Annotated in this window: 25 protein-coding genes; 10 read left to right on the top strand and 15 right to left on the bottom strand. The window is 71.8% G+C overall.

All coding sequences use genetic code 11. The features are described from left to right. Nucleotide 1: 1 nt before the first annotated feature. The 9 genes from IH68_RS0140395 to IH68_RS0140355 all read right to left on the bottom strand — a co-directional run bounded on the left by IH68_RS0140395 (nt 2) and on the right by IH68_RS0140355 (nt 6,838). A complete protein-coding gene (locus tag IH68_RS0140395) occupies nt 2-1,255 on the bottom strand; it encodes an NAD(P)/FAD-dependent oxidoreductase (RefSeq protein ID WP_199931977.1) in 1,254 nt (417 codons plus the stop codon). A gap of 1 nt (nt 1,256) precedes the next feature. Further along, complete coding sequence (locus IH68_RS0140390) at nt 1,257-1,454, bottom strand: ferredoxin (protein ID WP_030946163.1); 198 nt, start codon at nt 1,452-1,454, stop codon at nt 1,257-1,259. Between the two features lie 154 nt (nt 1,455-1,608). Further along, complete coding sequence (locus IH68_RS0140385) at nt 1,609-2,826, bottom strand: acyl-CoA dehydrogenase (protein ID WP_030946161.1); 1,218 nt, start codon at nt 2,824-2,826, stop codon at nt 1,609-1,611. 6 nt (nt 2,827-2,832) lie between these two features. Beyond that, complete coding sequence (locus IH68_RS0140380) at nt 2,833-3,981, bottom strand: phosphotransferase family protein (RefSeq protein ID WP_030946158.1); 1,149 nt, start codon at nt 3,979-3,981, stop codon at nt 2,833-2,835. 157 nt (nt 3,982-4,138) lie between these two features. Next, a complete protein-coding gene (locus IH68_RS0140375) occupies nt 4,139-4,435 on the bottom strand; it encodes a hypothetical protein (RefSeq protein WP_030946155.1) in 297 nt (98 codons plus the stop codon). Between the two features lie 139 nt (nt 4,436-4,574). After that, entirely contained in the window at nt 4,575-4,898 is a 324-nt protein-coding gene (locus IH68_RS0140370; RefSeq protein WP_030946153.1) for a DUF202 domain-containing protein, read from the bottom strand. After that, complete coding sequence (locus IH68_RS0140365) at nt 4,895-5,287, bottom strand: YidH family protein (RefSeq protein ID WP_030946149.1); 393 nt, start codon at nt 5,285-5,287, stop codon at nt 4,895-4,897. Before IH68_RS0140365 ends, IH68_RS0140370 begins: the two co-directional genes overlap by 4 nt. A gap of 118 nt (nt 5,288-5,405) precedes the next feature. Further along, complete coding sequence (locus IH68_RS0140360) at nt 5,406-5,921, bottom strand: NUDIX hydrolase (protein WP_037886068.1); 516 nt, start codon at nt 5,919-5,921, stop codon at nt 5,406-5,408. A gap of 23 nt (nt 5,922-5,944) precedes the next feature. After that, nucleotides 5,945-6,838, bottom strand: a complete 894-nt coding sequence (locus tag IH68_RS0140355) for a DMT family transporter (protein WP_030946143.1) — start codon at nt 6,836-6,838, stop codon at nt 5,945-5,947. Between the two features lie 407 nt (nt 6,839-7,245). Here IH68_RS0140355 and IH68_RS0140350 point away from each other — a divergent pair, with 407 nt between their 5' ends. From IH68_RS0140350 to IH68_RS0140335, 4 genes are all read left to right on the top strand, one after another. After that, nucleotides 7,246-8,196, top strand: a complete 951-nt coding sequence (locus IH68_RS0140350; RefSeq protein ID WP_030946139.1) for a hypothetical protein — start codon at nt 7,246-7,248, stop codon at nt 8,194-8,196. Between the two features lie 31 nt (nt 8,197-8,227). Further along, entirely contained in the window at nt 8,228-9,769 is a 1,542-nt protein-coding gene (locus tag IH68_RS0140345) for an APC family permease (RefSeq protein ID WP_030946137.1), read from the top strand. A 112-nt stretch (nt 9,770-9,881) separates the two neighbouring features. Then, nucleotides 9,882-10,634, top strand: a complete 753-nt coding sequence (locus tag IH68_RS0140340) for a molybdopterin-dependent oxidoreductase (protein WP_030946135.1) — start codon at nt 9,882-9,884, stop codon at nt 10,632-10,634. After that, nucleotides 10,618-11,244 (top strand): cytochrome b/b6 domain-containing protein, encoded by a 627-nt coding sequence (locus IH68_RS0140335; protein WP_030946134.1) that lies wholly within the window; start codon nt 10,618-10,620, stop codon nt 11,242-11,244. Before IH68_RS0140340 ends, IH68_RS0140335 begins: the two co-directional genes overlap by 17 nt. On the opposite strand, the gene IH68_RS0140330 is transcribed toward IH68_RS0140335, so the two are convergent. The 5 genes from IH68_RS0140330 to IH68_RS0140310 form a co-directional block, all read right to left on the bottom strand. Continuing rightward, on the bottom strand, nt 11,182-12,324 hold the full coding sequence (locus IH68_RS0140330) for a hypothetical protein (protein WP_159403809.1): 1,143 nt from the start codon (nt 12,322-12,324) through the stop codon (nt 11,182-11,184). The genes IH68_RS0140335 and IH68_RS0140330 overlap by 63 nt on opposite strands. A gap of 109 nt (nt 12,325-12,433) precedes the next feature. Then, entirely contained in the window at nt 12,434-13,462 is a 1,029-nt protein-coding gene (locus tag IH68_RS0140325) for an L-idonate 5-dehydrogenase (protein ID WP_030946130.1), read from the bottom strand. Between the two features lie 14 nt (nt 13,463-13,476). Beyond that, entirely contained in the window at nt 13,477-14,235 is a 759-nt protein-coding gene (locus IH68_RS0140320; protein WP_030946128.1) for an SDR family oxidoreductase, read from the bottom strand. Between the two features lie 10 nt (nt 14,236-14,245). After that, nucleotides 14,246-15,643 (bottom strand): GntP family permease, encoded by a 1,398-nt coding sequence (locus IH68_RS0140315; protein WP_030946123.1) that lies wholly within the window; start codon nt 15,641-15,643, stop codon nt 14,246-14,248. A gap of 51 nt (nt 15,644-15,694) precedes the next feature. Then, nucleotides 15,695-16,222: a gluconokinase gene (locus tag IH68_RS0140310; protein WP_030946121.1), complete on the bottom strand. Its 528-nt coding sequence runs from the start codon at nt 16,220-16,222 to the stop codon at nt 15,695-15,697. Between the two features lie 149 nt (nt 16,223-16,371). Between IH68_RS0140310 and IH68_RS0140305 the strand changes: the two genes are divergently transcribed. Continuing rightward, nucleotides 16,372-17,073, top strand: a complete 702-nt coding sequence (locus IH68_RS0140305; RefSeq protein ID WP_030946119.1) for a FadR/GntR family transcriptional regulator — start codon at nt 16,372-16,374, stop codon at nt 17,071-17,073. Nucleotides 17,074-17,084: 11 nt separating this feature from the next. On the opposite strand, the gene IH68_RS54220 is transcribed toward IH68_RS0140305, so the two are convergent. Continuing rightward, on the bottom strand, nt 17,085-17,510 hold the full coding sequence (locus IH68_RS54220; protein ID WP_078912834.1) for a YchJ family protein: 426 nt from the start codon (nt 17,508-17,510) through the stop codon (nt 17,085-17,087). A 374-nt stretch (nt 17,511-17,884) separates the two neighbouring features. On the opposite strand from IH68_RS54220, the gene IH68_RS0140295 reads away from it, so the two are divergent. The 5 genes from IH68_RS0140295 to IH68_RS0140275 are packed head-to-tail and all read left to right on the top strand — an operon-like array spanning nt 17,885 to nt 22,713. Continuing rightward, nucleotides 17,885-19,747 (top strand): phage tail sheath subtilisin-like domain-containing protein, encoded by a 1,863-nt coding sequence (locus IH68_RS0140295; RefSeq protein WP_030946114.1) that lies wholly within the window; start codon nt 17,885-17,887, stop codon nt 19,745-19,747. A 34-nt stretch (nt 19,748-19,781) separates the two neighbouring features. Further along, nucleotides 19,782-20,306 carry a phage tail protein gene (locus IH68_RS0140290; protein WP_004003113.1) on the top strand — a complete coding sequence of 175 codons (525 nt, stop codon included), beginning with the start codon at nt 19,782-19,784 and terminating at the stop codon, nt 20,304-20,306. Nucleotides 20,307-20,338: 32 nt separating this feature from the next. After that, on the top strand, nt 20,339-21,067 hold the full coding sequence (locus tag IH68_RS0140285; RefSeq protein WP_030946107.1) for a hypothetical protein: 729 nt from the start codon (nt 20,339-20,341) through the stop codon (nt 21,065-21,067). Further along, nucleotides 21,060-21,788: a hypothetical protein gene (locus IH68_RS0140280; RefSeq protein ID WP_030946102.1), complete on the top strand. Its 729-nt coding sequence runs from the start codon at nt 21,060-21,062 to the stop codon at nt 21,786-21,788. The genes IH68_RS0140285 and IH68_RS0140280 overlap by 8 nt, the downstream gene beginning before the upstream one ends. A gap of 49 nt (nt 21,789-21,837) precedes the next feature. Then, a complete protein-coding gene (locus IH68_RS0140275) occupies nt 21,838-22,713 on the top strand; it encodes a DUF4255 domain-containing protein (protein ID WP_030946100.1) in 876 nt (291 codons plus the stop codon). The last annotated feature ends 21 nt before the right edge of the window (nt 22,714-22,734 follow it).

Below are 22,734 nucleotides of genomic sequence, written 5' to 3'. Positions count from 1 at the left end.
CTCAGTGGGGTGAGATGGTGAGGTCCTGCGCGGGCAGCGGCGCACCGGCGAGCACGGCCTGCCGCCAGTCGCGCAGAGCGCGGGCCATGCCGTTTGCGATGACGCCCTCGACCCGCTTCGGGCGGCCCGCGGTGCCGGGCGGCCCGTAGACACCGACGAACCGGCCCTCGGTCAGGGAGCCTTCGACGACCGCGAAGGCCAGGGCGCCGCCCGTGCGGCCGTACGACTGCAGCTTGAGGTCGTACTGGTCGGACCAGAAGTACGCCGGCCCGGCCGGCGGCGCCTCCTGGCCGAGGATCGCCGCGCCGACCGCCCGGCCCTGCTCGGTTGCGGAGAGCCGGTGCTCGGTCCGTACCGGGCGGCCGTAGGACGGGTTCTGCCAGGCGGCCACGTCGCCCGCGGCCCACACGCCGTCGGCGGCCTCGCCGCGCGGGTCGCACAACACGCCCTCGACGCCGTGCCGTTCACGGCTGCCGAGCGGTACGCCGGAGCCGTCGAGCCAGTCCACCGCCGGCCGGGCGCCGACGGCGACCAGCACGGTGGCCGCCTCGACCCGGCTGCCGTCGTCCAGGACCACGCCTGTTGCCCGGCCGCCCTCGGCCAGGACCGCGCTGACGCCGTTGCCGCAGCGCAGGTCCACGCCGTTCACCCGGTGTCGTGCGGCGAGCAGCCCGGCCACCTCCGCGCCGAGAACGCCCACCATGGGCAGCGGCAGCGGGTCGATCATCGTCACGGGAACGCCCATGCCCCGCGCGACCGCGGCCGCCTCCGCACCGAGGAACCCGGCACCGACCACGACCAGTCGGCCACCGCGCGTCAGCGCCTCCTTGAGCTCCAGGGCATCCCGCAGATCCCGCAGTACCTGCACACCGGACAGCCCGGCTCCCAGGGCCGGCGGGTGCACGGCCCGGGCGCCGGTGGCGATGACGAGGGCGTCGTACGCACAGGTCCCGCCGTCGGCCAGCCGTACCGTTCTCGCCCCCGTGTCCAGGCCCACCGCCGCCGTGCCCGGCCGGTGCACGACACGGAGGTCGTCCCACCGCTCCCGAGGCCGCAGCAGGAGCCGGTCCGCGTCCCACTGGCCCGACAACAGCTGCTTCGACAGCGGGGGACGGTCGTACGGCAGGCCCGGCTCGTCGCCTATCAGGGTCAGTTCCCCGTCGAAGCCGCGCCGACGCAGTTCCTCGGCCGCCGCGAGCCCGGCGGCCGAGGCTCCCACCACCACGACACGGCGGGGGAGCGGACCGACCGCCACCTCAGTCCTCCGCCACGACGATGGCGGCGGCCGGGCACAGCTGAGCGGCCTCCTGCACCGCGGCGAACTGCCCGGCCGGAGGTGTGGGATCCAGCAGTACGACGATGCCGTCCTCGTCGCGCTGGTCGAACACCTCGGGTGCAGCCAGCACGCACTGGCCCGCCCCGCAGCACTTCTCCTCGTCGATGTCGATCCTCATGTCCACACCTTTCGACGCCGATGAACTTACAGCTGTCACCTTACGCATGTCAGGTTAAAGTGGAGGTGAGGATTTCGGGCAGGAGCGGGGACGGGAAAGGGCTGGGGCCCGTCGCCTTCCGGTGACGGGCCCCAGCCCCTGCTCGACTGTCCTGCTAGACCAGGTACTTCTTCAGCTCCCGCCGCGCCAGCGACCGCTGGTGCACCTCGTCCGGGCCGTCCGCGATCATCAGGGTCCGGGCTCCGGCGTACAGCTCGGCCAGCGGGAAGTCCTGGCTGACTCCGCCCGCGCCGTGCAGCTGGATCGCCCGGTCGATGATGTCGACGACCGCGCGGGGCGTGGCGATCTTGATGGCCTGGATCTCCGCGTGGGCGCCCCTGTTGCCGACCGTGTCCATCAGCCAGGCCGTCTTCAGCACGAGCAGCCGCAGCTGCTCCACCGTCACGCGCGCGTCGGCGATCCAGTTGTGCACCACACCCTGCTGGGCCAGCGCCTTGCCGAAGGCCGTACGGGACACCGCCCGCCGGCACATCAGCTCGATGGCCCGCTCCGCCATGCCGATCAGCCGCATGCAGTGGTGGATACGGCCCGGACCGAGGCGGGCCTGGGCGATGGCGAAGCCGCCGCCCTCCTCGCCGATCAGGTTGGACACCGGCACGCGCGCCTGGTCGAAGATCACCTCGGCGTGGCCGCCGTGGTAGTGGTCCTCGTAGCCGAAGACCTGCATGGCGCGCTTGACGGTGACGCCCGGGGTGTCACGGGGGACCAGCACCATGGACTGCTGGCGGCGGATGTCCTCGCCGTCCGGGTTCGTCTTGCCCATCACGATGAAGATCTTGCAGTCCGGGTTCATCGCCCCGGAGATGTACCACTTGCGGCCGGTGATGACGTATTCGTCGCCGTCCCGCTCGATGTGCGTGGTGATGTTGGTGGCGTCGGACGAGGCCACCTCCGGCTCGGTCATCGCGAACGCCGAGCGGATCTCGCCCGCCAGCAGCGGCTCCAGCCACTGCTTCTTCTGCTGCTCGTCGCCGAACTGCGCGAGCACTTCCATGTTGCCGGTGTCGGGCGCCGCGCAGTTCGTGGCCGTCGGCGCCAACTGCGGGCTGCGGCCGGTGATCTCGGCCAGCGGTGCGTACTGGAGGTTGGTCAGCCCGGCGCCGTGCTCGGCGTCCGGCAGGAAGAGGTTCCACAGGCCCTGCCTGCGTGCCTCCGCCTTGAGCTCCTCGACCACGGCCGGGGTGTCCCAGGGGGACGCGAGCGCGGTGCGCTGCTCCTCCGCCACCGCCTCGGCCGGGTAGACGTACTCGTCCATGAAGGCGAGCAGTTTGGCGCGCAGTTCCTCCGTGCGCGCGTCGAACGCGAAGTCCATGGTCTGTCAGCCTTCCTGAAGAGTGGTCAGGCCGTGCTCGATGAAGACGGGCACCAGGTCACCGATGCGGTCGAAGCCGCGGCCGACCGTCTGGCCCAGCGTGTAGCGGTAGTGGATGCCCTCGAGGATCACGGCGAGCTTGAACCAGGCGAACGCCGTGTACCAGGAGACGGCCGAGACGTCGCGCCCCGAGCGCGCGGCGTACCGCTCGATCAGCTCGGCCGGATCCGGGTGTCCGGGGGCCTCGGCGGTCGTGGAGACCGGGGAGTCGGGCATGCCCAGCGGCATGCTGTACATCACCAGCAGGCCCAGGTCGGTGAGCGGGTCGCCGAGCGTGGACATCTCCCAGTCGAGGATCGCCTTGATCTTGTCGGCACCCTTTTCTGGCTCGTTCGCCTCCGGGGCGCTCTGTGCCGGTGTCGAGAGCCCGACCGTGCTCAGCCCTTCGGGCCTCCGCGCGCTCGACCTCTCGACACCGGCGCGCCCCTCCGGCTCACTCGCAGGGCCGATGAGCACGTTGTCGAGCCGGTAGTCGCCGTGGACCACGGCCGGTGCGGGGGAGGCAGGCAGCCGGCGGCCCAGCGACGCGTGCAGCTCGTCGATGCCGGCCAGGTCGCGGTTGCGGGAGGCGTCCAGCTGCTTGCCCCAGCGGCGCAACTGCCGGTCCAGGAAGCCCTCGGGGCGGCCGAAGTCGGCGAGGCCCACCTCGGCGGGGTCCACCGCGTGCAGCTCGACGAGCGTGTCCACCAGGGACAGCACGGCGCCCCGGGTGCGGTCCGGGCCGAGCGGGGCGAGCTGGTCGGCCGTGCGGTACGGCGTGCCCTCCACGAACTCCATGACGTAGAACGGCGACCCGAGGATTTCCTCGTCCTCGCACAGCAGCACCGGGCGCGGCACGGGCACGTCCGTCGGGTGCAGTGCGCTGATCACCCGGTGCTCGCGCTTCATGTCGTGCGCGGTGGCCAGGACATGGCCGAGCGGGGGCCGGCGCACGACCCACTTCGAGGTGCCGTCCGTGACCGCGTACGTGAGGTTCGACCGTCCGCCCTCGATCAGCCGGCCGGTCAGGGGGCCGTGCACCAGGCCGGGCCGCTCCTGGTCCAGCAGGCCGCGCAGCCGGTCGAGATCGAGACCTGGCGGGTGGTCGGGGCTCATCGGTGCTCCTTACGGGCGTCAGAACGGTTCCCGACCATGATGCCGACCGGTCGGTATGTCGTCCAGTGTGTGCGGCGAACGTGATCTGAGCCACGATAAGGCGACAGCTCCCGGCGCAGTGGCGCGGGAGCTGTCGGCCGACCGGTTCCGGCCGGTTTCAGTGGTCGTCCCAGTGGCCGTCGTGCGGGGCGTGCCGATGGCCGTCGTGCAGGTAGTCGACGTGGTCGCCGTGCAGGACGCTCTCGTGCCCGCAGCCCTCGCCGTGCCGGTGGTCGTGGCCCTCGTGGGGTGCGTGCCCGTCCGGCTCGCACTCGTCCCAGTGGCCGCCGTGCTCGCGGTGCAGATGCCCGTCGTGCGCGTAGTCGACGTGATCCCCGTGCGGCACCTGTGTGTGTCCGCAGTCGGGGCCGTGGGCGTGGGCGTGGGAGGTGTGTTCCAGGTGAAGGGTGGTCATGGGGCTCACCTTCGGGAATGGCGGGTGATGACGTCGGACAGGGTGCCATGTGAAAGGTGCATATCGGACCATTCCGCTCACGTGGCGTCCGCCTACGCCGGAGGGTCGAGCCCATGAAGGCCATCGGCTGCGACCCTGGTCAGAGGACCAGTGCCGCCCCGCACGCGGCCAGGGCCACCGTGCACAGAGCCGCCGCGGTGGCGTGCCGGGGAGCGAGTGCCAGTGGGCTGTCGGAGGACGCCAGCGCGCTGATGCGGCGGTGGGCGACCAGGAGGAAGCTCAGCCAGAGGGCGCAGCACAGGGCGCATGCGATGATCCCGACCGCGGAGACGCTGCCGTGCAGCGCGGTCTTCGTGGCGAGGACGGCGGCCACGGTGCTCGCCAGCGTCGTACGCCGCCAGGCCAGCCGGGTCCGCTCCGGCTGAAGCCCGGGGTCGCGCTCCTGGCCCGTGTCGGCGTTCATCCCTCCCACCCGACGAGTACGACGACGACCATCGCCACGGCCACGACGGCCACGACGACGCTCAGCAGCGCCGGGAACCGTGAGACCGGCAGATCCTCGCCGCGGCGCATGGCCCGTTCGCAGCGCATCCAGTGGTTGACCGCGCGCAGGGAGCACAGCACGCCCGCGCCGAGCAGCGCGAGCGCCAGGCCCACGCGCCAGGCCCAGCGCAGGTCCGGCAGGAACTGGTCCACCGCGAAGCCGCCGCCGATCAGGGCGAGGGCGGTGCGCAGCCAGGCCAGGAAGGTGCGTTCGTTCGCCAGCGAGAAGCGGTAGTCCGGGGTGCCGCCCTCTTCTCGGATCTGTGCCGGGGCGAACCAGAGCCGGACGTTCCGTGCGAATTCGATCACACTGACGACTTTAACTGTCGCCCGTGGCCTGGGGGCTGCCGCCCCAGGCCCCCGCTTTCGGCCTGGACGGCCTCGTCCTCAAACGCCGGACGGGCTGAAAGACACAGCCCGGCGCCGGTCAGGCACCCCTGTCCTCCTTCAGCCTCTCGTACGCCGCCAGGCCGTCCGGTACCCACTCCCATTCCGTCAGCCGCCGTTCCACCTCCGCCTCCGGCAGGAAGTCGTGCCAGGCCACCTCCTCGGCCTGGGGGCTGACCGGCAGTTCGCAGCGGACCTCGTACACCGCCGACCACCAGGTGTGGCCGGCGCCGCCGTCGTACAGGAACTTGAAGAGGAAGCGCGGGCTCGGGAGGCCGGAGACGCCGAGTTCCTCCTCGGCCTCGCGCAGCGCGGCGTCGTCGTAGGACTCGCCCGCGCCGACCACTCCGCCGACCCACATGTCGTAGAGGGAGGGGAAGACCAGCTTGGTGGGGGTGCGCCGGTGGACGAAGAGGCGGCCCTCGGCATCCCGGGCCTGGATGAAGACGCAGCGGTGGCGCAGGCCCTTGGCGTAGGCCTCGCCGCGCGGGGACTGGCCGATGACCTGGTCGTTCTCGTCGACGATGTCGAGGATCTCGTCTGCGGGGGTCGTCATGCCGCCATCCAAGCAGGACGGCGTCAGCTGCGCTGCAGGGCCTGTACCCGCTCCGGCTTGGCCGTGCCGCTCGGCATGCAGGGGTGCAGGCCGAGGAGGACGATGCCCCCGACGATCGCGGCGAGGCCCGCCGCCTCCCAGGCGAGGGCGCCGGTGTCGGTGCGCAGCCGGTCGCCCAGGAAGCCCACTCCGCACAGGATGCCGGCCAGCGGCTGGGCGGCGGTGAGCGCGGGCAGGGACATCCGCAGGGGCGCGGTTTCGAAGGCGCTCTGGACCAGGATCAGGCCGGCGACTCCGAGCGCCGCCACGCCGTACGGCTGCCAGCCTGTCACCAGCTCGGTGAGACCGCCCGCGGCGAAGCGCTCGCCGCTGACCCGGGTGAGGGCGTCCTGGACGCCGTAGAGGAGACCGGCGGCGAGGGAGAGGAGGACGGGGGCGGCGCTCAGGCGGGAGCGCTTTGCGTACGTCGTCAGGAGGAGGGCGAGGCCGACCATGGCGCCGATGATCAGCCAGTGCCGGAACGGGTCGCTGACGGCGGTGCCACCGCGCGGCTCGCCCGCGACGATGAAGGCGGTGACGCCACCCGCGAGCAGCGCGAGGCCGGTCCAGCCCTGGCGGCCCAGTGGCTGTCTGGTCTGCTTGCGGGAGAGGGCCAGCGCGAACAGGAGGTTGGTGGCGAGGAGCGGTTCGACCAGGGAGATCTCGCCCTGGCTCAGCGCTATCGCCCCGAGGACCATCCCGGCCACCATCAGCGCGATGCCGCCCAGCCAGCGCGGCACTTGCATCAGGTCGAGGAGCAGACGTGGTGAGAGGAAGTCGCTGAGGGGTGCCCGCTGGGCCGCGTTCTGCTGGAGCACGAATCCGAAGCCCAGGCAGCAGGCAGCGCTCACGGCGAGAATCAGAACCAGAACGGACACGCTGCGTACCTCGAGTCAGATGGGCCGGGCCACGGGGTGCGTAGTGGGTGACTGTAGCGTCCCAGGGCCCGGCTTGCCCCTGGGAGTGCCCGGATCCGGGCCGTCGACCCGGTCACGTCGCCCCGACGATCAAGGGCGGTGCCGCGGTCGTCCCGCCATGGTGAGGTGCCGGGGCGCGCGGCGCCATGGCGTACGCCACACGCATGACCTGGTGCAGCGGAACGCACAGCCCTGCACGATCACAAATGCCCCTCCAGTAACGGAAGTTGACGCGTGTAACACCCGTCCCTCCCTTGACGCAAAGCGTTGGCGGGGGGTTTGCTGTGCGTGATCAGCTGACGGCACATCGATATCAGGCCGGACCGATACCAAGACGTCGAGCCGCGTCGCGTGAGGAAGATCCCGCGGTGTCCCCACCCCCGCCACCCTTCGGCCGGGGCCGCAAACGCGCGGCCCAGGCCCTCGACGCGGCCCTCGACGACGCCGAACTCGTCGCCGCCCGTGCCGCATTGGTGCAGGGGCGGTGGCAGGCAGCGCGGTCGTTGCTCGTTCGGACGGGGGACGACTGGGACCGCCGCGGACACCGGGTCACCGCACTCGCGCTGGAGCCCTACAGCGCCGCCTGGGCCCGGGACTGGCTGCTTGCCGAGCCCGACTCCGTCGACGCCGCCGTGCTCCTCGCGTTCGCGCTCGTCCAGCGCGCCTTGTGGGGCAAGGAGAAACCGGAGCGCGCCCGCGAGGCCTGCCGGGCGGCCGCCGCGCTCGTGCCCGCCGACCCCACCCCGTGGCTCGGGCTGCTCATGCTGGAGCGCGACCCGGGCCCGGCGGGGGACATCGAGCGGCTCTTCGCCGAGGTCCGCCGCCGGTACGCCGACCACCACCACGCCCACCACCTGATGACCGCCCGCCTCGCCGAGCGGCACGCCGACGCCGGCCCGGACCCGCTGCACGAGGTCTACGACTTCGCCAACCGGTCCGCCCTGCACGCCCCCGCCGACTCACCCCTCGCCATGCTGCCGGTCGTCGCGCACGCCGAGCGTTACCGCGTGCTGGCCGCCGCCGGGCACGAGCCCGCCGACCCCGCCGCCTCGGGCCACTGGAGCGGACGCCGGGCCCGGCAGGTGATGAAGGCCGCCTTCGACTGGTGGCTGGAATGGGAGCACGAGGGCCATCCGCGCCGCCTGGTCGACCTCAACTTCCTCGCCCACGCCAAGGTCTGCGAGGGCCGCGGCGCCGAGGCCGCCGCCCTGTTCCACCGCATCGGCGAGCACGCCACCCCCGCCCCCTGGTCGTACCCGGACCGCGATCCGCACTCCGCCTTCCGTGCCGCGCGCGCCACCGCGCTCGGCACGGCATGACACTCCCGACCCCGACAGAAGGACGGCCTCCATGACCACGGGCAGTTCCAACGCGAGCAGAGCCGCCGCGGGCGGCATCAGTACCTATCTGGGGCAGGAGCGCGCCCTGCGCGCCGACCGCCTGGGCGCGGGGGGCCTGCTGCTCTCCGTGCTCGCCGCGACCGCCCCGCTCATGGTGGTCGCGGGTGTCATGCCCACCACATTCGCGGTGATGGGCATCGTCGGGCAGCCGCTGCTCTTCGTCGTCCTCGGCGTGGTGCTGGTCCTGTTCAGCGTCGGCTACGCCGAGATGAGCCGGCACGTCCACAACGCGGGCGCCTTCTACGCGTACATCTCCCGCGGCCTGGGCGGCACCGCCGGAGCGAGCGCCGCCCTCGTCGCCCTCGCCGCCTACAGCGCGCTCCAGGTCGGCATCTACGGCATCTTCGGCTTCGAGGTCTCCAACCTGTTCGCCACCTACGCCGACGTCCAGCTGGCGTGGTGGATACCGGCGCTCGCGGCCGTGGCCGTCGTCGGGCTGCTGGGCTGGCTGAAGATCGACGTCAACGCGCGCGTGCTGGGCGTTCTGCTGGTCGTCGAGGTGATCCTCGTCGTCATCTTCGACGTCGCCTCGATCGCCGACCCGGCCAAGCAGGGCCTGTCGCTGCACGCCTTCAACCCGGACACCCTCACCGGCGCCGGTGTCGGCACGGCACTCTGCTTCTGCATCGCGGCCTTCACCGGGTTCGAGCAGGCGCCGGTGTACGCGGAGGAGACCAGCCGACCGCACGTCCTCGTGCCGCGCGTGATGCTGCTCGCGGTCGGCTTCGTCACCGTCTTCTTCGCGCTCAGCTCCTGGGCGTACACCGTCGCCACCGGCCCCTCCGCGATCGTCGGAGCCGCGCAGAAGCAGAGCGCCGGACTGCTGTTCTCCCTCACCGAGTCCCGGCTCGGCTCCACCTTCACCGACGTGCTGCACGTCCTGTTCGTGACCGGCATGTTCGCCGCCCTGCTCAGCTTCCACAACGTCGTCGCCCGCTACGCCTTCGCCATGGGCCGCGAGGGACTGCTGCCCCGCACCTTCGGCCGTACGACGGGCACGAGCGGCGCACCCGGCACCGGCTCCCTGCTGCAGACCGTGGTGTCCGCGGTCGTCGTGATCGCCTTCGCGGTCGCCGACGACAAGCCGACCGGCGACCCGACCGCACCCGTCCTGCAGCTGTTCACCTGGCTCGGCAACATCGGCGCGCTCGGTGTGATCCTGCTGATGGCGGCGGCCTCCGTCTCGGTGATCGTCTTCTTCGCCCGGCGCGGGGCGGCGGGCGCCCAGGCCGGGCGCCTGGTCACCTCCGCTCTCGCGGCCGTCGCGCTGCTCGTGATCGCCGGCTACACGGTCAAGGACTTCGACGTCCTGGTCGGCGCCGGCCCGGACTCGGCCCTGAGCTGGGCGCTGCCCGGCATCATCGGCCTCGCCCTGGTCGTCGGCCTGGTCCAGGGCCTGCTCCTGCGCTCCCGCTCGCCCGAGGCGCATGCCCGCATCGGGCTCGGCAACGAGGCGTTCCAGCTGGACAAGGCGGCCCAGGAGGCGTCGTAGGCGCGAAGGATCCCCGACGGTTTCTGAGAACGCCGTAAGAAGTGATTACGGAACCCTGACGACCACCCGCGATTCCTGGTCCCGCCGGGGTCGCGGGTGTTCGAATGGATACGTGAACTCCGAACCACCCGAGGAGCCGGGCACACCGCAGCCGCCTCCGGAGCGCGGCACTCCGGTCGGCCGCCGTGTCCTGCTCGGCACCATCGGCCTGGGCGCCCTCGGCGTGCTCGCCGCGCCCACCCTGCAGCGCGCCCTGGAGGGCTTCCTCGGCGCGGCCGCCGACAAGGACCCCACCGGCCTGACCGGCCTGCTCCCCAACGGCGGCGGCTTCCGCTACTACTCGGTCGCCTCCTCCGTACCGCACAAGAACGCCACGAACTACCGCCTCACCGTCGACGGCCTCGTCGACCGCCCGAAGACCTACACCCTTGACGACCTGCGTGCCCTGCCGCAGACCCGGCTGGTCAAGGACGTCCAGTGCGTCACCGGCTGGCGGGTCCCGGGCACGCCCTTCGAGGGGGTGCGGCTGTCCCGGCTGCTGGACGCCGCGGGAGTGCGCTCCACGGCCGGGGCGGTCCGCTTCTCCTGCTTCGACGGCACGTACACCGAGAGCCTCACCCTCGACCAGGCCCGCCGCTCCGACGTCCTGGTCGCGCTGCGCATGCAGGACAAGAACATCGGCCACGACCACGGAGGCCCGGTCCGCCTCTACGTGGCGCCCATGTACTTCTACAAGTCCGCCAAGTGGCTGTCCGGCATCACCGTCACCGAGCACGTGAAGCCGGGCTACTGGGAGGACCGCGGCTACGACGTCGACGCCTGGGTCGGCCATTCGAACGGGCGGGACGATGAGCCTACGAGCTGAGGCGCACACGCCGCCGGTCAACGAGATCCGCCGGTTCGGGCCCGTCCAGCGCTGGGTGCACCGCACGACGGCCGCGCTGATGGGCGTGTGCGTGGTGACCGCGGCCTTCCTCTACATCCCGCAGTTCGCCGAACTCGTCGGCCGCCGCGAGCTGGTGGTCCGCGTCCACGAGTGCGCCGGGCTCGCCCTGCCGGTGCCCGTCCTGGTGGGCCTGGTCTCCCGCCACTTCCGCGCCGACCTGGGGCATCTGAACCGCTTCGGCCCGCACGACAGGGTCTGGCTGCGGGCGGCTCTTCGCCGGGACAAGCGGCGGTCCTCGCGTCCGGCGGCGAAGTTCAACGCGGGGCAGAAGGTCTACGCGGCCTGGATCGCGGGGGCGTCCCTGGTGATGCTGGGCACGGGGCTGGTCATGTGGTTCACCCATCTCACGCCGCTGATGTGGCGCACCAGCGCGACGTTCGTCCATGACTGGCTGGCCCTGACGATCGGGATCGTGCTCGCCGGGCACATCGGTATGGCGATCGCGGATCCGGAGGCCCGCGGCGGGCTACGGACCGGGAGGGTGAGCCGGGAGTGGGCCGAGCGGGAGCATCCCTTGTGGCGTCCCTGAGGGTGCCTCCGGCGAGGGCGAGGGGGCTGCGGCGGGTGCCGCCACCGTGAAGGCGTCTTTGAGCTGTGCCTCGGTGTTTCCGTAGCGGACGACTACGTCGACGGTGCGTTCGTCTGCGGCGCCATCGTGGCTGGTCGCGCAGTTCCCCGCGCCCCTGGAAGCCGCTGCCTGCCCGCACAGTGCGTTGCTGAGGTCGTCCAGGGGTGGTACCACGGCGGTCAGCACCAGCAGGTCCCCCGTCTGTGACCGCAGTACGGGCGGCCCGGCCGTCTGCTGGCCGCCGATGAACACGCTCCCGAACCGCAGCAGTTCGGCGGGGTCGAAGAAGGTGTCCCGTAGGTCGATGGTGATCGTGTCGCCCGGTTGTGCCTTGCCGTCGCCGCCCGTGTCCACGCCTGCGATGCGGTAGGCGCAGGCGGGGGTGCCGCCCGAGGTGGGCTTCAGCTGCACGGTGGTGCCTGGGTGTCGGCGGTGGAAGTCCAGGAGGCCGCCGAGCACGGCGTAGGTGGCGCGCCCCTTGCAGGTGTCTGCCTTGTCCGCCAGGGAGGCGTACTCCTTGGCCGCCATGGCCCAGCTGCCGCCCCTGCCCTGCACGGCCAGACAGGCGGTCGCGAGGGCGCGGAGCAGTCGCCACTCCGGATCCGCGGAGACCGTGGGGATCACCTTGAGAGCGGCCCCGCACTGGCCCGTGTCGCGGAGTCGGTCGTAGACGCTCGACGGGTCCGGTACGGCGTCGGCGTTCGGCGAGACGGGGCCCGGAGGCAGCCAAGTGGGGCTCAGGAGGGGCCTGTTGCCTGCGGAAGGACTGGGGGAGGCGCTGCCCGCGGGCGGCGTGGTGGTGGCGGTGTGGCGCGGGCCGCTCGGCAGTGCGGTGCCGCTCGCCTCCCCCGCAGGTGACTGCCGAGGAGTGGGCGTCGCGTGGGACCGGGCGCCGTTCGACGGCCCCGCGGTCGCGATCGAGCTGCCCTCGCCCGGGCTGTCCGGCGTACCACTCCCGTCACCGGTGAAGGCCGCGACGGCCACCGCCACCGCTCCGACCACGAGCAGCCCCGAGATACGCATCCCGAGGGAAACCGCCATGCCGCCCCCCGACCCCCCGCGCCCCTGGAGGCCGTGTCCAGGGATCCCCTCATCATCGGGCCCACCCCGGCGCCGGGGAAGCCGACTCGGGTTGATCCTTGGGGAAAATTCAGGATCGGAAGTCCAGCAGCACCTTGCAGGAACGGCTCCGGTCCGCGGCCAGCGCGAACGCCGACTCCGCCTCCCGGACGGGGACCACCGCGTTGACCAGCGTGTCGAAGGCGGGCTCGGCGGCGAGCAGCCACAGCGCCTCGTCGAACTCCGTGTCGAAGCGGAACGCTCCCCGCAGCTCGATCTCCCGGCTCACGACCAGGTTCCCGGCAAACGGACTCGGTCCCGGCGGCAGCATCCCGAGCTGCACGACGACCCCGCCCCGCCGCACCAGACGCAGACAGGTGTCGAGCCCCGCGGCCACCCCGGACGCCTCCACGGCCACATCCACCTCGGACAGCCGACCGGCATCTTCCGGATCGTCGGCCCGTACGAGGGTGTCGGCGCCCGCACGACGCGCGTACTCCAGGGCCGCCGGGAGGAGGTCGGTGACCGTCACCCGCGCGGCGCCCGCCGCCTTCGCCGCCGCGACCACGAGGCAGCCGATGGGCCCGGCGCCGGTGACCAGGACGTGCCTGCCGCGCACGTCCCCGGCCCGGCGGACCGCGTGCAGGGCGACGGAGAGCGGCTCGGCGAGGGCGGCCCGCCGCAGGCCGAGCCCCTCCGGCAGCGGCCTCAACTGCTCGGCCGGTACGACGACTTGGGCGGCGAACCCGCCCTGCACGTGCGGGAAGCGGGCCGCGCTGCCGAGGTAGCGGGTGTCCCGGCAGACGTTGCGGCGTCCCTCCAGACATTCCGGGCACATGTCGCAGGGAGTAGCGGGGTGCACCGCAACCGCCGTGCCCACTGCCGGGCCCGATGCGGCCGGGGAGCCGTATGCGACGACCGTCCCGACCACCTCGTGGCCCAGCAGCATCGGCTCCTTCAGGTGGAAGTCGCCGACCCCGCCGTGTTTCCAGTAGTGCAGGTCGGAGCCGCAGACGCCGCCGTAGCGGACGGCGACCAGCGCCTGGCCGGGGCCGGGCTCGGGCACCGGCAGCTCCTCGACGCGCAGGTCGTCCTGGCCGTGGATCACACAACCGAGCATCTGAGCAGCCCCTTTCACAGCACGCTCGTCATGCCGCCGTCGACGTACAGCACCTGCCCGCTGACGAAGTCCGCGGCGGGCGAGGCGAGGAACAGCACGCCGCCCACCAGGTCCTCCGTGCGGCCCCAGCGGCCGGCCGGGGTGCGGCGGCGCACCCAGGCGCTGAACTCCTCGTCCTCGACGAGGGGCTGGGTCAGTTCCGTCTCGATGTAGCCGGGGCCGAGGCCGTTGACCTGCACGCCGTGCGGGCCCCAGTCGGCGCACATGCCCTTGGTGAGCATCTTCAGGGCGCCCTTGGTGGCCGCGTAGGGCGCGATGCCGGGGCGGACCACCTCGCTCTGCAGCGAGCAGATGTTCACGATCTTGCCGTGGCCGCGTTCCGTCATCCGGCGGGCCGCCTCGCGGCCGACCAGGAACGCGCTGGTGAGGTTGGTGTTGAGGATGCGGTGCCAGTCGCTGTCCGTGAACTGAAGGAGCGGGGCGCGCAGTTGCATCCCGGCGTTGTTGACCAGGATGTCCAGCGGGCCGACCCGCTCCTCGACATCCGCTGTGCCTGCGGCCACCGACGGGCCGTCGGTCACGTCGAACACGGCCGTGTGCACGTCGCCGGGCAGCTCCGCGGCCGCTTTGGTGAGGCGGTCCGCGTCGCGACCGTTGAGGACCACCGTGCAGCCGGCCTCCGCCAGGCCCCGGGCCAGGGCGAGCCCGATGCCGCGGCTGGAGCCGGTGACCAGGGCCCTGCGGCCGCTGATGTCGAAGAGCGGGTGACTCATTTCCGTACCCCTAGATGACCAGCGAGAGGAGGAGGACCAGACCGCCCGCGACCACCGAGATGATCGTCTCCATGACGGACCAGGTCTTGATGGTCTGGCCGACGTTCAGGCCGAAGTACTCCTTGACCAGCCAGAATCCGGCGTCGTTGACATGGCTGAAGAAGAGCGAGCCGGCGCCGATGGCCAGGACGAGCAGGGCGGTGTGCGTGGTCGACATGTCGGCCGCGAGCGGGGCCACCAGGCCGGCCGCCGAGACCGTCGCCACCGTCGCCGAACCGGTCGCGAGGCGAATGCCCACCGCGATCAGCCAGGCCAGCAGCAGCGCCGGGATCGACCAGTCCTTGGAGATGTCCAGGATCATCTGGCCCGCGCCGGTGTCGATCAGCGTCTGCTTGAAGCCGCCGCCCGCGCCGACGATCAGCAGGATGCCGGCGATGGGCGCGAGGCCCTTCTCGACCAGCGGAGTCAGCCGCTCCCTGCCGAAGCCCGCGGGCCGCAGCAGCGTGAAGATGCCGACGAGCACGGCGGCGAGCAGGGCGATCAGCGGGGAGCCGATGACGTCGAAGACGCGCTGGGTGAGGTTCGTGGGGTCGTCGATCACTATGTCGACCAGCGCCTTGGAGAGCATCAGGACGACCGGGAGGAGGATCGTGGCCAGCGTGGGGCCGAAGCCGGGGCGCTTCTCCAGCTCCTCGGAGGCGCGCTGGGGGATCATGCGGTCCGGGGCCGGGACGTCCACCCAGCGGGCCGCGTACCGGGAGAACAGCGGACCGGCGATGATCACCGTCGGGATGGCGACCAGGACGCCGAGGGCCAGCGTGACGCCCAGGTTGGCCTTGACCGCGTCGATCGCGACCAGCGGGCCGGGGTGCGGCGGGACCAGACCGTGCATCACGGACAGGCCTGCGAGGGCCGGGATGCCGATGCGCATCAGGGAGTAGTTGCCGCGCTTGGCGACCATCAGCACGACCGGGATCAGCAGGACGACGCCGACCTCGAAGAACAGCGGCAGTCCGATCACCGAGGCGATCAGCACCATCGCCCACGGCATCGCCCGGCCGCCCGCCTTCGCGAGGATCGTGTCGACGATCTGGTCGGCCCCGCCGGAGTCGGCAAGCATCTTGCCGAGGATCGCGCCGAGCGCGATCAGCACGCCCACGCCGGCGACCGTGGTGCCGAGTCCGGTGGTGAAGCTGGTGATCGCCTTGTCGAGCGGCGCTCCGGCGATCGCACCGAGGGCCAGCGAGCCGATGGTCAGGGACAGAAAGGCGTGCAGCTTGAACTTGGTGATGAGCAGGACGATGACGGCAATGCCCGCCAGAACGGCGAGGCCCAGCTGAGCGTGGCCGGCCGAGGTGATCGGCGCCGGTGCGTCCGCTGCCAGCATCTCAACGCTGAGTCTGGTCACGGGAGTTCCCTTGCAGGTACGGGGATGGGGAGGGAGTGCGGGGGGTGGGTGTTACGCGGCCGGGTGGGGCAGGGCGTCCAGCGCCTTCACGGCCCGGGCGGTGATCTCCTCGGGGCTCCCGGTGACGTCCACCGCGACGCCCGCCTCGTCCGGCTGGAGCGGCTGGAGCGTGGCGAACTGGGAGTCGAGCAGCGCCGTGGGCATGAAGTGACCCTGCCGGTGCGACATCCGGTCCTCGATGAGGGCCCGGTCGCCCGTCAGGTGCACGAAGACGACACCGGGGGCGGCGGCCCTGAGCCGGTCGCGGTACGACCGCTTCAGCGCCGAGCTGCTGACCACCCCGCCGAGCCCGGCCCGCCCGTGCGCCCAGGCACCGATGGCGTCGAGCCAGGGCCACCGGTCCTCGTCGTCGAGCGGGACGCCGGCCGACATCTTGTCGATGTTGGCCTGCGGGTGGAAGTCGTCGCCCTCGGCGTACGGAACGCCGAGCCGGGCCGCGAGCAGGGGACCGATGGTGGTCTTACCGGTGCCCGCCACGCCCATGACCACGACGACATGGGGGGTGCGCAGCTGCTGCATGGTGCTCTCACTGTCTTCTTCGACATCTGGACGCCGACCGTTCAACCGACGCCGACGACACTGAAACCGATTAGGTACGACGAATTCAAGACCCTGTGACATATAAGTCTGACTTTTTGTTCCCGTGACCCGCCCCGTACGCTGAGTGCATGACCACTCCGGGCCGGGGTCTGCACGGCCATGTACTGGACTCCCTCGGCCCCGCGATCACTGCGGGCGAGTACCCGCCGGGCAGCGTTCTGCGCACCGACGAGCTCGCCCAGCGCTTCGACGTGTCACGCTCGGTGATGCGCGAGGCGGTCCGGGTGCTCGAATCCATGCACCTGGTCGAGTCGCGCCGGCGGGTCGGCGTCACCGTGCGCCCGAAGGCCGAGTGGAACGTCTACGACCCGCAGGTCATCCGTTGGCGGCTGGCCGGCGCCGACCGCCCCCACCAGCTGCGCTCGCTGACCGTCCTGCGCTCGGCCGTCGAGCCGGTCGCCGCGGGCCTCGCCGCCAGAAACGCGTCCGCCGAGCAGTGCGCCGAACTCACCGAGCGCGCGATCGGTATGGTCGCCAACTCCCGCGGCCACAAGCTGGAGGATTACCTCGTCCACGACATGGCCTTCCACCGGGTGATCCTCGTGGCGTCCGGCAACGAGATGTTCGCCAGGCTCGGTGACGTCGTCGCCGAGGTCCTCGCGGGGCGCACCCACCACGAGGTCATGTTCGAGGACCCCGACCCGGCCGCCGTCACCCTGCACGTCCAGGTCGCCGAGGCGGTCCGCGAGGGCGATGCGGCCCGCGCGGAGAAGCTGACCCGGGAGATCACGGTGGGCGCCCTGCAGGAGCTCGACATCCTGGCGCCCTAGCCCCGCGCCGCCTACGCCTCGGGGAAGTCCCCGTCGACGTACACCCATGCCCCGTCGACCCGCTCGAACCGGCTGCGCTCGTGCAGTGAACCGCCCTTGAACGAGGCGCGGAAGGTCACGGTGCCGGTGGAGTGGAAGGCCGAGCCGTCGGTCGTCTCCAGGATCTCCAGGCCCGTCCAGCGCATGCCCGGGTCGAAGTCGACCTGTGCGGGGCGCGTTCGCGGGTGCCAGGTCCGCAGCAGGTAGGCCTCGTCGCGCTTGACGAAAGCGCTGTAGCGCGAACGCATCAGTGTCTCGGCGGTCGGGGCCGCGGTCTCACCCCGGTGGAATCGGCCACAGCACTTTTCGTACGCCTCCGCAAGACCGCAAGGGCAGGAGGGGTTGTGAACTGGGGCGGAGTCGTGCTGCCGCCGGGATTGCGAGGTACGTCGGGACATGCGCTCCATTCTGCTGCACCACGGGCTGTGTGAAATCTGTGAAGCGCCTGTTCCGACACGCGCACATCCGGTGCGAGTTGTGCACGCCCGCCTTCATCGAACCTCCTTTCGGACTGGCGTGAACCCGCCTTGTTGACTCAACCCCCAACTCACCATGGTGGGCACAGCACTTGAGCATCAGGAGTCACAAGCGTGCGTGCTTGACCCGGGCGGCCGTCCGTCCGGGGCATTGACGGGGGAAGCTGAAACGGGGTGTGCGGACCGGCGCGGCAAGGGCGCGTCGGGGGACTGCTGCGCGCCGCCGTGCCCGAACCTCTCCCCTCTGCCGCCTCTTGGTGCCTTTCACCGGTGCCTGAGAAGGGATAGGAGGGGGAATGCCGACGAATGCCGCGGCCGCCAGGCCGACGTATCCGGGCGTCTACGTCGAAGAGCTTCCCAGCAGCACCCGCACCATCTCCGCCGTGACCACTTCGGTGACCGCATTCGTGGGGCACACCCGTCGCGGCCTGCTGAACGAGCCGGTGCGCGTCACCGGATTCGCCGACTTCGAGCGGCGCTTCGGCGGGCTGAGCGCGCAGAGCCCGCTCGCCTACGCCGTCCACCAGTTCTTCGGCAACGGCGGCTCCGTCGCCGTGATCGTCCGGGTCGCCAAGGCCGGCAGCGGCAAGGCCGCCTGTGTCGTCCTGGAGTCCACCGAGGGCCACAGCGAGAGCCGTGTCCTGGAGGTCCACGCCAAGGAACCCGGCGTGTGGGGCAATGGCCTGCGCGTCGCCGTCGACTACGACACCCCGGACTGCGAAGCCACCTTCAACCTGCGGGTCTACGACGCCAAGGGCGACGCCCGCGAGAGCTTCACCGGCCTGTCCATGGACGCCGGCAGCGGAACCTACGCGCCCACCGTGATCAACGCGGGCTCCCGGCTGATCCGGGTCGAGGCCGTCGGCGAGGGCCGCCCCGACCCGTCCGGCACCGTCTCCAAGCCGTTCGGCCACGAACTGCCCGACCTGGCCGTCGACCTGACGGTGAAGATCGGTGACGTGGAGCGCGAGTTCAAGCTCTACGACCCCGACTGCGACGGCGAAGCCCCGTCCTCCGTGGCCGAGTTGGCACTGCTCCTGGAGCGCAAGCTGCGGGCGCTGCCCGACGCACCCGGCAAGCACGCCTTCGCGGGCGTCGAGGTCACCGCCTTCGGCCGCCGTATCCAGGTGGTCGCCGGTTCCACGGACCCCGAGGACGTCGTCCGCTTCCTCGGCGAGTGCGCCAACGACCTGGGCCTGGAGGCCTCGGTCAACCCGCCGGTGTTCCCGCTGGAGGGCGGCGAGGACGGCGAGGCCCCCGGCCCGCGCGACCTCATCGGCTCCGAGGCCGGCAAGACCGGCATCCAGGCGCTGCGCGGGGTGGCCGACGTCAACCTGCTCGCGCTGCCGGAGCTGGCCTCGTACGAGAAGACCGATGACGCGCTCACCGTCGTGTCCGCAGCTCAGCGGCTGTGCGAGGAGCGGCGGATCTTCCTGCTGGTCGACGCGCCCAGCACCTGGGTGAGCGTGGACAGCGCCCGCGCCGGGCTGTCCGCCTTCGACCCGGTGCGCGGCAACCACGCCGGCCTGTACTTCCCGCACATCCAGCTCACCGACCCGCTCACCGGGCGGCTGCGCGCCTTCCCGCCGTCCGGCGCGGTCGCCGGGGTCATCGCGCGCACCGACTCCGAGCGCGGGGTCTGGAAGGCACCGGCCGGTACGGAGGCGCAGCTCGTCGGAGTGCACTCGCTGACCGTCGACCTGACGGACCGTGAGACCGGGCTGCTCAACCCGCTCGGGGTCAACTGCCTGCGCACCTTCCCGGTCACCGGACCGCTGGTGTGGGGAGCGCGCACGCTGCAGGGCTCCGACGCCCTCGACAGCGCCTGGAAGTACGTGCCTGTGCGGCGGCTCGCGCTGCATGTGGAGGAGAGCCTCCAACGCGGCCTGCAGTGGGTCGTGTTCGAGCCCAACGACGAGAGCCTGTGGCAGCAGATCCGGCTGTCCGCCTCCTCGTATCTGCACACGCTCTTCCGCCAGGGCGCCTTCAAGGGCAGCACCCCGCGCGAGGCGTACTTCGTCAAGTGCGACAGCGAGACCACGACGGACGAGGACGTCGCGAACGGCGTCGTCAACGTGCTCGTCGGGATCGCGCCGGTGCGGCCGGCCGAGTTCGTGGTCGTCAGGATCCAGCAGACGTCCGGGCAGTTCGCTCTCTAGCGGCCCGTCAATCTCGGAGAGCTGAAGGAAATCGATGGCTGAGTTCACGGTCAACGCGCATCGCTTCGACCCCTACAAGAACTTCAAGTTCCTGGTCCTGTGGGACGGTCGGACGGTCGCCGGCATCAGCAAGATCAGTCCGCTGAAGCGGACCACGGAGGTCGTCAAGCACCGTCACGGCGGCGACCCCTCCTCCCCGCGCAAGTCGCCGGGCCGCTCCGAGTTCGAGGGCATCACCCTCGAGCGCGGGGTCACCCACGACCCCGAGTTCGACCGCTGGGCCAACAAGGTCTGGCAGGTCGGCGCGGGTCTCGGCTCCGAGGTGTCCCTCGCGGACTTCCGCAAGGACATCGTGATCCAGGTCCTCAACGAGGCCGGTCAGGTCGCCGTCTCGCACAAGCTCTACCGGACCTGGCCCAGCGAGTACCAGGTCCTCGGCGAGCTGGACGCCAACGCCAACGCGGTGGCCATCCAGTCGCTGAAGCTCGAGTGCGAGGGCTGGGAGCGGGACTACGAGGTGCCCGAGCCGGAGGAGCCCTCGTTCCTCAACCCGGCGTGACCAAGGGGTAGTCGGGGGAAACGGGGAGGGACATGGCGATCACCGGGGCGGCCGAACTGCTGGCCGCCTGGGAGGCCGGGCTCGGCCAGGCACCGGTCGGACGGGCGCTGCTGCTGCACCGCACGGCACGGCCCGACGTCGACACCGGGAGGCTGCCGCAGCTTCCGGTGGGCGAGCGCGAGGCGGACCTGTTCGCGCTGCGCCGGGCGCTGTTCGGCGAGCGCATGCAGGTACGGCTGGAGTGCGCGGCGTGCGGGGCGGACATGGAGTTCGACCTGGACGCCGGGCAGCTCGCCGGGTCGCTGGGCGGCCTGGGCGAGTCGGTCGTACGGGTCCAACAGGACGGCTGGGACGTCGAGTTCAGGCTGCCCGGGGTCGCCGACCTGCAGGCCGCGGCCCGGGCGGCCGACCCGCGTACGGCGCTGCTCGCCCGGTGTCTGGTCTCGGCGACCCGCGACGGGACAGCCGTAGCGGCGGGGGAGTTGCCCGTGCCGGTGCAGCGCCGGATCGCCGAGGCCGTCGAGGCGGCCGACCCGGGCGCCGACCTGGTGATCGACGTCGCCTGCCCGGAGTGCGGCGAGGCCACCCGGGCCGAACTCGACATCGCCTCCTACCTGTGGACCGAACTGGACGCCTGGGCACGGGACGTGCTCCTCGACGTCCACCTGCTCGCCACCGCCTACGGCTGGAGCGAGCCGGAGATCCTGGCGCTCAGCCCGACGCGTCGCCGCTACTACCTGGAGCTGTGTGCCGATGTCTGACACCCAGGGTGCGCCGGACTCCCCCGACTTCCTCGACCGGCTGCTCGCACGGCACACGGCCCCGCGACCGGCCGCGGTGCGGGTACGGCCCCGGCTGCCCGGCCCGTTCGAGCGGGTCGAGGCGGTACGGGCCGCCGCACCCCCGCCGGAGGAGGACACGCTGCTGTGGCCCGCGACCACGCCGGCCGCCGTCGCACCGCCGGATGCGCAGCGTCCGTCGGCCACTGGGACGCGCACGCACACGGAACGGGAGCGGACCGTCGTACGCACCGAACGGGAACCCGTCGCACCGGCCCCGCAGTCGTCCGGGCCGGCCCGCGCCGAGGCACCCCTGCTGCGTCCCGTCGCGCCCGTCGCGCCGGGGCTGCGGCCGCTGCCCGAGGCCGGGCGGCGCGCGGCCGGGCGGGGGCGTGCAGAGCCAGGAGCGTCACAGACCGCGGTGTCCGTGCCCATCCCCCCGGGCACGGAAGCCGCCCCCCAGGCCGTGTCGGCGGCGCTGCGACCCAGCGCCGCCGACACGGCGGCAGCACGCGACGCCGTACGGCAGGCAGCGGCCCGTCGGCCGTCCAAACCCACCGAGCAGGTGGTGCAGGTGCAGATCGGACGGCTGGAGGTGACCGCAGCCAGTGCCGCGGACGGCGCCGGGCAGCGGCGGAAGGCGGCGGAGCGGCCCGGGACGGCCCTGAGCCTCGCGGACTACCTGGCACGGGGGCGCGAGTGAGCCGCCACGCACACAGCAGCAGGACGAGAGGAACCGAGGAACTGACGTCATGAGCAACGCACTTGCCATCGCCCATGTCACCCAGGCTCTCGCCCTGCTGATCGAGAACAACGTGGGGCCCGAGTTCGGCGAGGCCGTCAAGGTCGAGCCGCGCAAGCCGCCCGCCGACCCGCAGCTGGAACAGCCCACGATCTCCGTGTTCCTCTTCCAGGTCACGCCCAACACCTCGCAGCGCAACAACGACCTGCCGACCCGCGCCGCCGACGGCACGCTGGTCAAGCGGCCCGCCGCGGCACTCGACCTGCACTACCTGATCAGCGCGTACGGCGACGAGCGGGAGCTGGTCGGGCAGCGGCTGATCGGCTCCGTGGTGCGCACCCTGCACGAGATCCCCGTCCTCCCGAAGGACGTCATCGAACAGGCCGGAGAGCGGCCGTACCTGGCGGGCAGCGACCTTGCCGAGGCGGCGCAGCGGGTGCGGTTCACACCGACGGTGATGGATGTCGACGAGACGTCGAAGCTGTGGGGGATGCTCTACCAGACCCCGTACACGCTGTCGGTGGTCTACCAGGCGACGCTCGTCCTCATCGACGGCCGCGAGAGCCCGGTGCCGGGCAGGCCGGTCGAACGGCCCCAGGTGCGGGTGCTGCCGTTCGGGGCGCCGGGGGCTCCGGTCCCTCCGGGGGCGGAGCCGCGGGTGGAGGGGCCGTCAAGTGACGCCCCCTCCAAGGAAATCGTGAAGGCGGAAACCGAGGTCGCGGCCGCTCCGTCCGCCAAGAAACCGGCGAAGGCCCCGGCGAAGGCCGTCACCAAAACCGCCGCCAAGGCTCCCGCCCGTACGCGCAAGGCGGCACCCCGTGTCACCAAGTCGGCGCAGCCCGAAACCCGGAACGCGGACCGCGGCGACGACGGCACGGAGAACTGAACGACATGGAAGCGGCGGGGG

Source organism: Streptomyces sp. NRRL S-646 (assembly GCF_000720765.1).
In the GTDB taxonomy this organism is placed as follows: Bacteria; Actinomycetota; Actinomycetes; order Streptomycetales; family Streptomycetaceae; genus Streptomyces.
The sequence above is the reverse complement of the archived record's forward strand: the minus strand, read 5'-3'. Positions and strand labels throughout refer to the sequence as shown.

Bases quoted from the DNA above. Each gene is read 5' to 3' on its own strand.
- IH68_RS0140275 (WP_030946100.1), top strand. From the start codon at position 21,838: ATGAGCAACGCACTTGCCATCGCCCATGTCACCCAGGCTCTCGCCCTG.
- IH68_RS0140290 (WP_004003113.1), top strand. From the start codon at position 19,782: ATGGCTGAGTTCACGGTCAACGCGCATCGCTTCGACCCCTACAAGAAC.
- IH68_RS0140385 (WP_030946161.1), bottom strand. From the start codon at position 2,826: ATGGACTTCGCGTTCGACGCGCGCACGGAGGAACTGCGCGCCAAACTG.
- IH68_RS54220 (WP_078912834.1), bottom strand. From the start codon at position 17,510: ATGTCCCGACGTACCTCGCAATCCCGGCGGCAGCACGACTCCGCCCCA.
- IH68_RS0140310 (WP_030946121.1), bottom strand. From the start codon at position 16,222: ATGCAGCAGCTGCGCACCCCCCATGTCGTCGTGGTCATGGGCGTGGCG.
- IH68_RS0140305 (WP_030946119.1), top strand. From the start codon at position 16,372: ATGACCACTCCGGGCCGGGGTCTGCACGGCCATGTACTGGACTCCCTC.
- IH68_RS0140380 (WP_030946158.1), bottom strand. From the start codon at position 3,981: ATGAGCCCCGACCACCCGCCAGGTCTCGATCTCGACCGGCTGCGCGGC.
- IH68_RS0140285 (WP_030946107.1), top strand. From the start codon at position 20,339: ATGGCGATCACCGGGGCGGCCGAACTGCTGGCCGCCTGGGAGGCCGGG.
- IH68_RS0140335 (WP_030946134.1), top strand. From the start codon at position 10,618: ATGAGCCTACGAGCTGAGGCGCACACGCCGCCGGTCAACGAGATCCGC.
- IH68_RS0140280 (WP_030946102.1), top strand. From the start codon at position 21,060: ATGTCTGACACCCAGGGTGCGCCGGACTCCCCCGACTTCCTCGACCGG.
- IH68_RS0140390 (WP_030946163.1), bottom strand. From the start codon at position 1,454: ATGAGGATCGACATCGACGAGGAGAAGTGCTGCGGGGCGGGCCAGTGC.
- IH68_RS0140345 (WP_030946137.1), top strand. From the start codon at position 8,228: ATGACCACGGGCAGTTCCAACGCGAGCAGAGCCGCCGCGGGCGGCATC.
- IH68_RS0140360 (WP_037886068.1), bottom strand. From the start codon at position 5,921: ATGACGACCCCCGCAGACGAGATCCTCGACATCGTCGACGAGAACGAC.
- IH68_RS0140320 (WP_030946128.1), bottom strand. From the start codon at position 14,235: ATGAGTCACCCGCTCTTCGACATCAGCGGCCGCAGGGCCCTGGTCACC.
- IH68_RS0140370 (WP_030946153.1), bottom strand. From the start codon at position 4,898: ATGAACGCCGACACGGGCCAGGAGCGCGACCCCGGGCTTCAGCCGGAG.
- IH68_RS0140295 (WP_030946114.1), top strand. From the start codon at position 17,885: ATGCCGACGAATGCCGCGGCCGCCAGGCCGACGTATCCGGGCGTCTAC.
- IH68_RS0140330 (WP_159403809.1), bottom strand. From the start codon at position 12,324: ATGGCGGTTTCCCTCGGGATGCGTATCTCGGGGCTGCTCGTGGTCGGA.
- IH68_RS0140325 (WP_030946130.1), bottom strand. From the start codon at position 13,462: ATGCTCGGTTGTGTGATCCACGGCCAGGACGACCTGCGCGTCGAGGAG.
- IH68_RS0140375 (WP_030946155.1), bottom strand. From the start codon at position 4,435: ATGACCACCCTTCACCTGGAACACACCTCCCACGCCCACGCCCACGGC.